Raw genomic sequence first — 12,471 nt, 5'->3', positions numbered from 1 at the left:
CCCATATTATCCGCGCGTCTTCTTTCGACGCGCTTTTCTTATCTATTCTTCATTAATTACAACCGATAGATCACCCATCCCCTGGTTTTATTCCTTTTATTAATTTGCTGTTTTACAAGTTTATTCTTTTTTTACTGGTTAATGTTCATCCGAGGGCAATATGCTGAGCAAAAATGAGAAAAAGAATCATTATCTTCTAAAAGAGTGGAAACCAGAGAACCCGGCGTTTTGGGAGAATAAGGGAAAGAAAATTGCCCGCAGAAATCTTTGCATTTCCGTAGCTTGTCTGCTACTCGCCTTTTGCGTCTGGATGTTATTTAGCGCCGTTACCGTTAATCTCAACAAAGTCGGCTTTAATTTCACCACCGATCAGCTCTTTTTATTAACCGCCCTGCCGTCACTCTCCGGCGCCATATTACGCGTCCCCTACTCCTTTATGGTACCTATATTTGGCGGACGTTACTGGACGGTATTAAGCACGGTTATTCTGGTGATCCCGTGCATCTGGTTGGGAATTGCCATACAAAATACCGCTACTCCATTTTGGGTATTTATTACAATTGCCTTACTGTGCGGTTTTGCCGGGGCGAACTTTGCCTCCAGCATGGGAAATATCAGTTTTTTCTTTCCCAAAGCGCAACAGGGCAGCGCGCTGGGTATCAACGGCGGGCTCGGTAATCTCGGCGTCAGCGTGATGCAGATGATCGCCCCGGCGGTCATCTTCCTCCCTATCTTTGCTTTTCTCGGGGTTCACGGGGTTCCCCAGGAGGATGGTTCCACGCTGGCGCTAAGCAACGCGGCTCTTGTCTGGGTACCGCTGCTGGTGATAGCCACCCTTGCTGCCTGGGTAGGCATGAACGATATCGCCAGCTCGAAGGCTTCCATTCGCGAGCAGCTGCCGGTGCTGAAACGTCCGCATATGTGGCTGCTGAGCCTGCTTTACCTGGCTACCTTTGGCTCGTTTATCGGCTTTTCCGCCGGCTTCGCCATGCTGGCAAAAACCCAGTTTCCTGAGGTTAACATTCTTAAGCTGGCCTTCTTCGGGCCGTTCATCGGCGCGCTGGCGCGTTCGTTTGGCGGGATTATCTCCGACCGCCTCGGGGGCGTGCGGGTTACGCTGGTAAATTTTATCTTAATGGCGCTGTTCACCGGCCTGCTGTTCCTCACCCTGCCCGGAACCGGCTCAGGTAGTTTTGTTGCCTTTTACGTGGTGTTCATGGGCCTGTTCCTCACCGCCGGGCTCGGCAGCGGTTCTACCTTCCAGATGATCGCCGTGATCTTTCGTCAAATCACCATCGACAGAGTGAAGAAGCGCGGCGGCAGCGATGAACAGGCCCAGCACGAAGCGGTAACCGATACCGCGGCGGCGCTCGGCTTTATCTCCGCTATCGGCGCGATTGGCGGCTTCTTTATCCCTAAAGCCTTCGGCACCTCGCTGGCGATGACCGGCTCCCCGGTCGGAGCGATGAAAGTCTTCCTGGTGTTTTACGTGGTTTGCGTACTGGTGACCTGGCTGGTTTACGGTCGGCGTAAACCGGCAAAAAAATAACGAGATATTTACCGGATGGCGGCAGCCGTCTTATCCGGCCGACGGGCCCGTGCGGTCTTGTCAGGCCGGACATTATCGGAGCAGGAGAAATGTCATGAGTAAACTACTGGATCGCTTTCGCTACTTTAAGCAGAAAGGCGAGAGCTTTGCCAACGGTCACGGTCAGGTGTACAACACCAACCGCGACTGGGAGGACAGCTACCGCCAGCGCTGGCAGTTCGACAAAATCGTCCGTTCCACGCACGGCGTGAACTGTACGGGGTCCTGCAGCTGGAAGATTTACGTCAAAAACGGGCTGGTGACCTGGGAAACCCAGCAAACCGACTATCCGCGTACCCGCCCTGATTTGCCCAACCACGAACCCCGCGGCTGCCCGCGCGGCGCAAGCTACTCCTGGTATCTTTACAGCGCCAATCGGCTGAAGTACCCGCTGGCGCGCAAGCGGCTGATTGAGCTGTGGCGCGAAGCGCTGGCTCAATATCCGGACCCGGTGCAGGCGTGGGACAGCATCATGCGCGATCCGGTTAAAACTCTCAGCTACAAACAGGTACGCGGCAAAGGCGGATTCATCCGTTCCAGCTGGAAAGAGCTGAACCAGCTGATTGCCGCCGCTAACGTCTGGACGATAAAAACCTACGGTCCGGATCGCGTGGCGGGCTTTTCGCCGATCCCGGCGATGTCGATGGTTTCATACGCCGCCGGCACCCGCTATCTGTCGCTGATCGGCGGTACCTGTCTGAGCTTCTACGACTGGTACTGCGACCTTCCTCCCGCTTCGCCGATGACCTGGGGCGAGCAAACCGACGTCCCCGAATCCGCCGACTGGTACAACTCCAGCTATATTATCGCCTGGGGTTCCAACGTCCCGCAGACCCGTACCCCGGACGCCCACTTCTTTACCGAAGTGCGCTACAAGGGCACCAAAACCATCGCCATTACCCCGGACTTTTCGGAAGTTGCCAAGCTCAGCGACCAGTGGCTGGCACCGAAACAGGGCACCGACAGCGCGCTGGCCATGGCGATGGGCCACGTGATCCTCAAGGCGTTTCACCTCGATAACCCCAGCGATTACTTTCTCAACTATTGCCGCACCTACACCGATATGCCGATGCTGGTGATGCTTGAACGCCGCGAGGAGGGTTTCTACGTTCCCGGCCGCATGTTGCGCGCCGCCGATCTGGTTGACGGACTGGGCGAAAGCAACAACCCGGAGTGGAAAACCGTCGCTTACAGCAGCACAGGCGATCTGGTCGCCCCCAACGGCTCAATTGGCTTTCGCTGGGGTGAAAAAGGCAAGTGGAATCTTGAGCAACAGGCAGCCGGGCAGGCGATTGAACTCAGTCTGTCGCTGCTGGATAACCGCGATAGCGTCGTGACAGTAGGGTTCCCCTACTTCGGCGGCAATGAAAACCCACACTTTCGCAGCGTTAAGCAGGACCCGGTAACCCTGCATCAGCTGCCGGTAAAACAGCTCCCGCTGGCCAATGGCGAAACGGGCCTGGTGGTCAGCGTCTATGATCTGATCCTCGCCAACTACGGCCTTGACCGCGGTTTAGACGATAGCAACGCGGCGCAGGACTTCAATGAAATAAAAGCCTATACCCCCGCCTGGGCCGAGCAGATCACCGGCGTACCGCGCCAGCATATCGAGCAGATCGCTCGCGAGTTCGCCGATACGGCGCATAAAACCCACGGTCGGTCGATGATTATCCTCGGCGCCGGCGTCAACCACTGGTACCACATGGATATGAACTACCGGGGGATGATCAACATGCTGGTATTCTGCGGCTGCGTCGGCCAAAGCGGCGGCGGCTGGTCACACTACGTTGGCCAGGAGAAGCTGCGCCCGCAAACCGGCTGGCTGCCTCTGGCGTTCGCCCTTGACTGGAACCGCCCGCCGCGCCAGATGAACAGCACGTCTTTCTTCTACAATCACGCCAGCCAGTGGCGTTATGAGAAACTGACCGCTCAGGAGCTGCTGTCGCCGCTGGCGGACGCCAGCAAATTTACCGGGCACTTGATCGACTTTAACGTTCGCGCCGAACGTATGGGCTGGCTACCCTCCTCGCCGCAGCTTGGCGTCAACCCGCTGACCATCAGTCAACGGGCCGCCGAGGCCGGACTGAGTCCTGCCGACTACACCGCCCGGGCGCTGAAGTCCGGCGAAATTCGCTTCGCCTGCGAACAGCCGGATAACGGCAAAAACCATCCGCGCAACCTGTTTATCTGGCGCTCCAACCTGCTGGGCTCCTCCGGCAAGGGTCACGAGTATATGCTCAAATATCTGCTCGGCACCGACAGCGGCATCCAGGGCGATGAGCTGGGCGCCACCGCTGACGTGAAGCCGGAAGAAGTGGAGTGGCAGACCGCCGCCATCGAGGGCAAGCTCGACCTGCTGATGACCCTCGATTTCCGCATGTCCAGCACCTGTCTGTTCTCCGATATCGTTCTGCCGACCGCCACCTGGTATGAAAAAGACGATATGAACACTTCGGATATGCATCCGTTTATCCACCCGCTCTCCGCTGCCGTCGACCCGGCCTGGGAGGCAAAAAGCGACTGGGAAATTTACAAAGATATCGCCAGAACCTTTTCTGAAGTCTGCGTGGGCCACCTCGATAAAGAGACCGATGTCGTGCTGGTGCCGCTGCAGCACGACTCCCCGGCGGAACTGTCGCAGCCCTTCGACGTGCTCGACTGGCGGAAAGGCGAATGCGATCTGATCCCCGGTAAAACCGCACCATCAATTGCCATCGTGGAACGTGATTTTCCGGCTACTTACGAGCGTTTTACCTCCCTTGGTCCGCTGCTCGACAAGCTGGGCAACGGCGGCAAAGGCATTTCGTGGAATACCCAGAACGAGGTCGATTTTCTCGGCAAGCTTAACTACGTCAAGCTGGACGGCCCGGCGAAAGGCCGCCCGCGCATCGACAGCGCTATTGATGCCTCGGAAGTGATCCTCGCCCTCGCCCCGGAAACCAACGGTCAGGTGGCGGTAAAAGCCTGGCAGGCGCTCGGTGAATTTACCGGCCGCGAGCACACTCATCTGGCACTGAACAAAGAAGATGAGAAGATTCGCTTTCGCGATATCCAGGCCCAGCCGCGCAAAATCATCTCCAGCCCCACCTGGTCAGGACTCGAGAGCGAGCATGTTTCGTACAACGCCGGCTATACCAACGTCCACGAACTGATCCCCTGGCGCACCCTTTCCGGACGCCAGCAGCTGTATCAGGATCACCCCTGGATGCGCGCCTTTGGCGAAAGCCTGGTCGCCTATCGCCCGCCGATTGACACCCGCAGCGTCAGTCAGATGAAAGCGATTCCGCCCAACGGTTTTCCGGAAAAAGCGCTGAACTTCCTGACGCCGCATCAGAAATGGGGCATCCACTCCACTTACAGCGAAAATCTGCTGATGCTGACCCTGTCGCGCGGTGGGCCGATTGTGTGGCTCAGCGAAACCGACGCCAAAGAGCTGGGTATTGAAGATAACGACTGGATTGAGGCCTTCAACGCCAACGGCGCGCTGACCGCCCGCGCGGTGGTTAGCCAGCGCGTGCCGCCGGGAATGACCATGATGTACCACGCGCAGGAACGCCTGATGAATATCCCCGGCTCGGAAGTCACCGGTCGGCGCGGCGGGATCCATAACTCGGTGACCCGCGTCTGCCCGAAACCGACGCATATGATTGGCGGCTACGCCCAGCTGGCCTACGGCTTCAACTACTACGGCACCGTCGGCTCCAACCGCGACGAGTTCATTATGATCCGCAAAATGAAAAATATTGACTGGCTGGATGACGAAGGTCGCGATGGGGTACAGGAGGCGAAAAAATGAAGATACGCTCACAGGTCGGCATGGTGCTCAATCTCGACAAATGCATTGGCTGCCACACCTGCTCGGTCACCTGCAAAAACGTCTGGAGCAGCCGCGAAGGGATGGAATACGCGTGGTTCAACAACGTCGAGACCAAGCCGGGCATCGGCTATCCGAAAAACTGGGAAGATCAGGAAGAGTGGCAAGGCGGCTGGATCCGCGGGATCACCGGGAAGCTAACTCCACGCCTCGGCAACCGCGCCGGCGTTTTGTCAAAAATCTTCGCTAACCCGGTTTTACCGGGCATCGACGACTATTACGAACCGTTTACCTACGATTACCAGCACCTGCATAACGCGGCGGAAGGTAAACATCTGCCTACCGCCCGTCCGCGTTCGCTGATCAGCGGCGAGCGAATGGACAAAATTCAGTGGGGGCCGAACTGGGAAGAGCTGCTCGGCGGCGAGTTTGAAAAGCGCGCCCGCGACCGTAATTTCGAAGCGATGCAAAAAGAGATGTACGGTCAGTTCGAAAACACCTTCATGATGTATCTGCCGCGCCTGTGCGAACACTGCCTTAACCCAAGCTGCGCCGCCACCTGCCCGAGCGGCGCTATCTACAAGCGTGAAGAGGACGGGATTGTGCTGATTGATCAGGACAAATGCCGCGGCTGGCGGCTGTGCGTCAGCGGCTGCCCGTACAAAAAAATCTACTTCAACTGGAAGAGCGGCAAATCGGAAAAATGCATTTTCTGCTACCCGCGAATCGAATCCGGCCAGCCAACGGTGTGCTCGGAAACCTGCGTTGGCCGTATTCGCTACCTCGGCGTACTGCTGTACGACGCGGACCGCATTGAAGAAGCGGCCAGCACCGAACACGAAACCGATCTCTACGAGCGCCAGTGCGACGTATTTCTCAACCCGCACGACCCGGCGGTCATCGAAGAGGCGCTCAAGCAGGGCATTCCGCATAGCGTTATCGACGCGGCGCAGAAATCGCCGGTGTATAAACTGGCGATGGACTGGAAGCTGGCCCTGCCGCTGCATCCGGAATACCGCACCCTGCCGATGGTCTGGTACGTGCCGCCGCTGTCACCGATTCAGTCGGTGGCCGATGCGGGTGGCCTGCCGAGCAACGGCAGCATTCTTCCGGCGGTGGAAAGCCTGCGCATCCCGGTACAGTATCTCGCTAATCTGCTCAGCGCGGGCGATACCGGGCCGGTGCTGCGAGCCCTCAAGCGGATGATGGCGATGCGCCACTACAAGCGCTCCCAGACCGTGGAAGGCGTCACCGATACCCGCGCCATCGAAGAAGTGGGACTGAGCGTTGAACAGGTAGAAGATATGTACCGCTACCTTGCCATCGCCAACTACGAAGACCGTTTTGTAATCCCGACCAGCCACCGTGAAATGGCGGAAGATGCGTTTCCTGAACGCAACGGCTGCGGCTTCACCTTCGGCGACGGCTGCCACGGCTCGGACACTAAGTTCAACCTCTTCAACAGCCGCCGTATTGACGCCATTGACGTTAGCGGCGTGCATAAACATGGGGAGGGAGAGTAATGCGTATTCTCAAAGTCATCGGTCTGCTGCTGGAGTATCCGGATGAGGAGCTGTGGGAGAATCGCGAGGAGGCGCTGGCGCTGGTCCAGGCCGATGCCCCTGCGCTGCTGCCTTTTGTCAGGCCGCTGCTGGCGGCAAAGCTGCTTGACCGCCAGGCCGAATGGTGTGAAGTGTTCGAACGCGGTCGCGCCACCTCGCTGTTGCTGTTTGAACACGTGCACGCCGAATCTCGCGATCGCGGCCAGGCGATGGTCGATTTAATGGCTCAGTACGAGCAGGCCGGATTACAGCTGGACTGCCGCGAACTACCGGATCATCTACCGCTTTACCTGGAGTATTTAAGCATTTTACCGGACAACGAGGCCCGTGAAGGTTTACACAACGTCGCGCCGATTCTGGCCCTGCTCGGCGGACGACTGAAACAAAGGGAGTGCGATTACTATCAGCTGTTCGATCTCCTGCTGTCGTTGGCTAATAGTCCGTTAAATAGTGACAGTGTCACTAAACAGGTGGCGGGAGAAAAGCGCGATGATACCCGTCAGGCGCTTGATGCAGTGTGGGAGGAGGAACAGGTGAAGTTTATCGAAGATAACGCCACCGCCTGCGACAGCTCCCCAATGCAGGCTTATCAACGACGCTTTAGCCAGGACGTGGCGCCGCAGTACGTCGACGTTCATGCCGGAGGCCCGAAATGATACAGTATCTGAACGTCTTCTTTTACGATATCTACCCCTATCTGTGTGGAACGGTTTTTCTACTTGGCAGCTGGCTGCGCTACGACTACGGTCAGTACACCTGGCGCGCTTCGTCGAGCCAGATGCTGGACAAGCGCGGAATGGTACTCTGGTCGAATCTGTTCCATATCGGCATTCTCGGCATCTTTTTCGGTCATCTTTTCGGCATGCTGACGCCCCATTGGGTTTATTCGTGGTTCCTGCCGATGTCGCAGAAGCAGCTGATGGCGATGATTCTTGGCGGGATTTGCGGCGTTCTGACATTAGTGGGGGGGATCGGGTTGCTGGTTCGTCGCTTGACCAACCCGCGGATTCGCGCAACCTCCACCACCGCGGATATTCTGATTCTTTGTATTCTGCTGATTCAGTGCACGCTCGGCCTGACGACGATTCCCTTTTCCGCGCAGCATCCGGACGGCAGCGAGATGCTGAAGCTGGTTGACTGGGCGCAGGCAGTGGTAACCTTCCACGGCGGTGCATCAGCGCACCTGGACGGCGTTGCGTGGATTTACCGCATTCACCTGGTGCTGGGGATGACCATCTTTCTGCTATTCCCGTTCACCCGTCTGGTGCATGTCTGGAGCGCGCCGGTAGAGTATTTCACCCGCCGCTACCAAGTGGTACGTTCAAGGCGCTGAGCAAAATCTGCAATCATCCCGGGTCGCGGCGTAACCCGCAGACGGCGGTGAACCCGTAGCCCGGCTAAGCGCAGCGCGAGCCGGGTAACATCCACGTATGACGGGCAACGCCTTAACCGGTCTACGGTCCCTGTACGATGCTTACTTCCCCGCCTCCGGATGCGTATCAAACGCCGCCATCACCGCCGCCAGCTCCGCTTCGCTAAAGCCATATTTCGCATCATCAACGCCGAGGCCAAAACGCGTTTGCAGCGCTTCATACAGCGCCGGAACGTCCGGTAAGTCGAGCTTTTCAACCACATGGTTGTTATCCCAGTGGGTGAAGTGAAAATTAGTCAGCGTCATCTTGCCGCCGTCGGGGAAATGGCGACACATCAGCAGATGGTGGCGGAAGTGCGATTGCGGCCAGTGCGCCGACCAGAAGTTGCCCATCACATAGTCAGAAGCGTACTGGCGGGATAAATCAAAATGGTACATTGATTGCCAGTGGCCGTGATGGCTGAACTGCAGCGTCCACTCATCGCCTTCATAAATCAGGCGATATTCGCCGTGCGGCGTAGTTTGTTCCACATCCGCCAGCAGCTTAATCGGCGCAGTCAGGGTCTGGCCGCCGAAACCCACATCGGCAATCCAGCGCTCACCCTCCACCTCAACCAGCAGCAGCCGGTGAGTACGCGGCGGCATATGCGGCGGATTGGACAACACTACGCGTCCTAACAGGCTACGTACGTTGAAGCCTATCTCACGCAGGGCTCTCTCCAGCAGGCCGTTTTGCTCAAAGCAATAGCCGCCGCGCCGACCATGAACCAGTTTATCTTCCAGCGTCCGATCGTCGAGGTGAACCTCCCTCGGCAACAGTACGTCGAGGTTCTCAAACGGGATCGCGCCGTTATGGTGAATATGCAGTTGGCGCAGGGTGTTAATTGAAACATCCGGGGTGCCCGTCCAGCCCAGACGAGAAAAATAGGCGCTTAAAAATGGACTCATCAATGCCTCCAGCAATCGTGTCCGACATTTATAGCGCATTTTTCCCGCCTGACTGCGTATTTTGTGCTCCGGCCCCGCAGGTTACAGTGTATTCTGGCAACAGCCCCATTTACCAAGGAACGCATATGAGCCGTTTTCGCCACGTGGAACTCCAGTACGCCAGTCGCCTGCTTAACCATGGCCCGACCATTCTGATAACCAGCTATGATGCGCAGTCGCAACGGCGCAACGTCATGGCCGCCGCGTGGTCGATGCCGGTGGAGTTCGCCCCGCCGCGGCTGGCCATCGTGGTGGATAAAAGCGCGTGGACGCGGGAAATTATTGAGCGCAACGGTACGTTCGGCATCGTCGTTCCGGGCGTCGAGGCCGCCAGCTGGACCTACGCGGTCGGCAGCATCAGCGGGCGCGATGAGGATAAATTTAACGCCTACGGTATCCCGGTGGTGCAAGGCCCGGAGCTGGGATTGCCACTGATTGAAGAGAAGTGTCTGGCGTGGATGGAGTGTCGTCTGCTGCCGCCGACGGCGGCCCAGCAGCAGTATGATACCCTGTTTGGCGAAGTGGTTTCCGCCGCCGCCGATGAGCGCGCGTTCGTCACCGGACGCTGGCAGTTCGACGACGATAAGATTAATACCCTGCATCATCTCGGCACCGGCAACTTTGTTGCCAGCGGCCGCCACGTCCGCGCCAATACTCCGCAAGACTAAAACTCGCTCGCCTGTGCTTAATTTGCATGGGCCGACCTGAACTGCGTTGTGCCAGGCCGGGTGTAGCGTCAGCCGCTATCCGGCACAGAAGTCAATATAATGCTCGCCTCAGGCACGTCATCACTGGCGCGTTTTCACTTGATAGTTACGGTTTCTCCACATATAGTTAGGCACCATACTATATTTCAAGGGGCGATGATGGAGCTGGAACAGAAACACCTTTCGCTACTGCAGGAGGCCGAGCGTCATCAGCCAGCCGACGTCGACAATATCCGCCTCTGTTTTCAGACCCTGTCGCTCGCCGCCGCCATCGATCGCGACTGCGCTACGCTGCTGGCGCCGTGGGGTTTATCCGAGGGTCGCTTCGTGCTGCTGTTTTTACTCGATGCCGCCTCAGAAGGCCTTGCCCCCAACGCGCTGGCGGAAAAAGCGGGCGTCACTCGGGCAACCATCACCGGCCTGCTTAACGGTCTTGAACGCGATCGGTTAATCGAGCGTCATGCCGATCCGCTTGATGGCCGGGCCATGCGCATCGCATTAACCGTTGAGGGAAAACAGCTTATCAGCAGCGTCTTCGCCCGGCACAGCCGCTGGATTGGCGGCTTATTCAGCCACCTTTCGGCGCAGGAGCGCACCCAGCTATCTGAACTACTGACCAAAGTCGCCGCCGGTACGCTGGCAGGCAAAGGAGATGCCCATGGCAGTTGAAGAAAAACGTAAAGGAGCAACCCGCATTGCGGATATTGCTGATGATATTCTGCAGGCGCTGTCGCAGGGTAAACTACAGAGCGCCAACCTGACGGAAGTACTGGCTATCGATCAGCTCGCCCTTCTGCAATCGGTGTTTCCGGACCTGCCTGCAGCGTCCCTTCAGGTCGCCAGGACCTTCGCTGCTCAGGGTATTGTGAAACGGATGGCGGGTATTGCTCATCTGCTGCTGAGCGAATATGGCGAAGAAGGGATCGCGCGTAGTCTGGCGCATGGGTCGGATACGGTTCGCGGCTGGGCCTGTTTTATGCTGGGAGCGGCCGCAGACTTAACTCTTGATGAACGCTTAAACGCTATTTATCCCCTGGCCGACGATGACCACTTCGGCGTCCGGGAATGGGCCTGGCTGGCGCTGCGCCCGCACCTGGCGCGCGAGCTGGATCTCGCTTTCGAGTTACTCGCGCCATGGACATCCTCCTCCTCCGAACGCATCCGCCGTTTTGCCTGCGAATCCCTGCGCCCGCGCGGCGTCTGGTGCGCACATCTCGGCGCTTTGAAGCAGCAGCCCCAGCGCGCGCTGGCGATCCTCACCCCGCTGCGCGCCGATCCCTCGGCGTACGTGCAGGATTCCGTCGCCAACTGGCTGAACGATGCGGGCAAAGACAACCCGGACTGGGTACGAGCGCTCTGCGCGCAATGGCTGGCTGAGTCGCCCTCGCCCGCCACGCAGCGTATCTGCCAGCGGGCGATGCGAAATTTAACGTAAGGAAAAGCAGGATCTGGAGCCGTATAATCCGCACAGATGCGCAGCATCTCCCCCGGGATATTCTGCCACTCCGCGCACTATCCCGGGGGCGGCGCGCAGCGCCTTGCCCGGGCTACCGGGCCGCAGACCGCTGAGGACGCGTAGCCCGGACAGATGCTCAGCATCGCCTCCGGGGAAAGAACTAGCGCTGCAAACGCCGCCTGTCTTCGCTGGGGGTCAGGCCAAAAACTTTTTTATATAAAGTGGTAAAGTGATTGCTGTTGGCAAAGCCGCATAAATAAGCCACTTCGGTAATCGTCATATCGGTCTCGCGTAATTTTACGCGCGCCGAAACTAATCGCAGACGCTTTAAATAATTATCCGGCGTCAACCCGTCGCCTCTTTAATATGGCGAAAAGCGGTACGCGTGGTCAGATGGAATTTCTCCGCCAGCTGCTGCCAGTTATGATCTTCAAAACAGTGCTCCTGTAGCCAGGTCAGCAATTTATGCAGCTTATATTTAGTGGTGCTATATTCGGCTTCGGTTTCGGCATGCAGAATCGTCGTCACCAACTGGAAAAACGCGGCTTCGCGCAGGGCAATATTTTGCCCCTGCCGCAGCTCGGCAGAAAATATCTTATCCACCAGTTCCTTGCAGATATGGCGGGTGTCCGGCGCCAGCCAACCGTAGCAGGACGCATTCTGCGCAGAGAAAGTCTGCAATAAAGTATCGAGAGGCTGTAAATAATGAAACCCTACCAACGGGTTAATCAGCACATTAATTAACTTAAGCGTCCCTAGCTCATCATAATAATGAACGTCACCCGGCTGAACGTAAAAAACGTCGCCCTGTTGAATATATAGTGGTCTGCCATTAATAACATGTAAACCGTGCCCTTCCTCAACGATCACCAGCTCAGCAAATTCATGACTATGTTCATGGCTATTATCTTCCGGATCGCTGGCGTACATGCCCAGCTTATCCTGCGGATGGGTGAAATAATACTCAACGGTCAACATCATCATC

9 protein-coding genes and 1 pseudogene are annotated in these 12,471 nt (G+C 57.4%); 8 read left to right on the top strand and 2 right to left on the bottom strand.

The window, feature by feature from the left end:
• The first annotated feature begins 160 nt into the window (after positions 1-160).
• The 5 genes from GJ746_RS12180 to narI all read left to right on the top strand — a co-directional run bounded on the left by GJ746_RS12180 (position 161) and on the right by narI (position 8,297).
• A complete protein-coding gene (locus tag GJ746_RS12180) occupies positions 161-1,549 on the top strand; it encodes a NarK family nitrate/nitrite MFS transporter (protein ID WP_154680429.1) in 1,389 nt (462 codons plus the stop codon).
• A gap of 94 nt (positions 1,550-1,643) precedes the next feature.
• Complete coding sequence (locus GJ746_RS12175; protein ID WP_154680428.1) at positions 1,644-5,384, top strand: nitrate reductase subunit alpha; 3,741 nt, start codon at positions 1,644-1,646, stop codon at positions 5,382-5,384.
• Positions 5,381-6,925: a nitrate reductase subunit beta gene (gene narH, locus GJ746_RS12170; protein WP_154680427.1), complete on the top strand. Its 1,545-nt coding sequence runs from the start codon at positions 5,381-5,383 to the stop codon at positions 6,923-6,925. Before GJ746_RS12175 ends, narH begins: the two co-directional genes overlap by 4 nt.
• A complete protein-coding gene (narW, locus tag GJ746_RS12165) occupies positions 6,925-7,620 on the top strand; it encodes a nitrate reductase molybdenum cofactor assembly chaperone (protein ID WP_154680426.1) in 696 nt (231 codons plus the stop codon). The genes narH and narW overlap by 1 nt, the downstream gene beginning before the upstream one ends.
• Positions 7,617-8,297 (top strand): respiratory nitrate reductase subunit gamma, encoded by a 681-nt coding sequence (gene narI / locus GJ746_RS12160; protein ID WP_154680425.1) that lies wholly within the window; start codon positions 7,617-7,619, stop codon positions 8,295-8,297. The genes narW and narI overlap by 4 nt, the downstream gene beginning before the upstream one ends.
• Positions 8,298-8,438: 141 nt before the next feature.
• Here narI and nhoA read toward each other — a convergent pair whose 3' ends face one another.
• The gene (gene nhoA / locus GJ746_RS12155; RefSeq protein ID WP_154680424.1) at positions 8,439-9,284 is read right to left on the bottom strand and encodes an N-hydroxyarylamine O-acetyltransferase; all 846 of its coding nucleotides are present in this window, start codon (positions 9,282-9,284) and stop codon (positions 8,439-8,441) included.
• Between the two features lie 125 nt (positions 9,285-9,409).
• On the opposite strand from nhoA, the gene GJ746_RS12150 reads away from it, so the two are divergent.
• From GJ746_RS12150 to GJ746_RS12140, 3 genes are all read left to right on the top strand, one after another.
• Complete coding sequence (locus GJ746_RS12150) at positions 9,410-9,991, top strand: flavin reductase family protein (RefSeq protein ID WP_154680423.1); 582 nt, start codon at positions 9,410-9,412, stop codon at positions 9,989-9,991.
• 195 nt (positions 9,992-10,186) lie between these two features.
• Complete coding sequence (locus tag GJ746_RS12145) at positions 10,187-10,699, top strand: MarR family winged helix-turn-helix transcriptional regulator (protein ID WP_227852780.1); 513 nt, start codon at positions 10,187-10,189, stop codon at positions 10,697-10,699.
• Complete coding sequence (locus GJ746_RS12140; protein WP_154680422.1) at positions 10,689-11,465, top strand: DNA alkylation repair protein; 777 nt, start codon at positions 10,689-10,691, stop codon at positions 11,463-11,465. Before GJ746_RS12145 ends, GJ746_RS12140 begins: the two co-directional genes overlap by 11 nt.
• 181 nt (positions 11,466-11,646) lie before the next feature.
• Here GJ746_RS12140 and GJ746_RS12135 read toward each other — a convergent pair.
• A pseudogene (locus GJ746_RS12135) lies at positions 11,647-12,470 on the bottom strand (helix-turn-helix domain-containing protein).
• Between the last annotated feature and the right edge of the window lies 1 nt (position 12,471).

This window comes from Klebsiella oxytoca (assembly GCF_009707385.1).
Taxonomy (GTDB): Bacteria; Pseudomonadota; Gammaproteobacteria; order Enterobacterales; family Enterobacteriaceae; genus Klebsiella; species Klebsiella oxytoca_C.
Note: the sequence above shows the minus strand (reverse complement) of the source record. Positions and strands in the feature narration are given on the sequence as shown.

What these genes read in the sequence shown, in the direction of transcription:
- nhoA (WP_154680424.1), bottom strand. Translation starts at nt 9,284, where the DNA reads ATGAGTCCATTTTTAAGCGCCTATTTTTCTCGTCTGGGCTGGACGGGC.
- narH (WP_154680427.1), top strand. Translation starts at nt 5,381, where the DNA reads ATGAAGATACGCTCACAGGTCGGCATGGTGCTCAATCTCGACAAATGC.
- GJ746_RS12145 (WP_227852780.1), top strand. Translation starts at nt 10,187, where the DNA reads ATGATGGAGCTGGAACAGAAACACCTTTCGCTACTGCAGGAGGCCGAG.
- narI (WP_154680425.1), top strand. Translation starts at nt 7,617, where the DNA reads ATGATACAGTATCTGAACGTCTTCTTTTACGATATCTACCCCTATCTG.
- GJ746_RS12180 (WP_154680429.1), top strand. Translation starts at nt 161, where the DNA reads ATGCTGAGCAAAAATGAGAAAAAGAATCATTATCTTCTAAAAGAGTGG.
- GJ746_RS12140 (WP_154680422.1), top strand. Translation starts at nt 10,689, where the DNA reads ATGGCAGTTGAAGAAAAACGTAAAGGAGCAACCCGCATTGCGGATATT.
- narW (WP_154680426.1), top strand. Translation starts at nt 6,925, where the DNA reads ATGCGTATTCTCAAAGTCATCGGTCTGCTGCTGGAGTATCCGGATGAG.
- GJ746_RS12150 (WP_154680423.1), top strand. Translation starts at nt 9,410, where the DNA reads ATGAGCCGTTTTCGCCACGTGGAACTCCAGTACGCCAGTCGCCTGCTT.
- GJ746_RS12175 (WP_154680428.1), top strand. Translation starts at nt 1,644, where the DNA reads ATGAGTAAACTACTGGATCGCTTTCGCTACTTTAAGCAGAAAGGCGAG.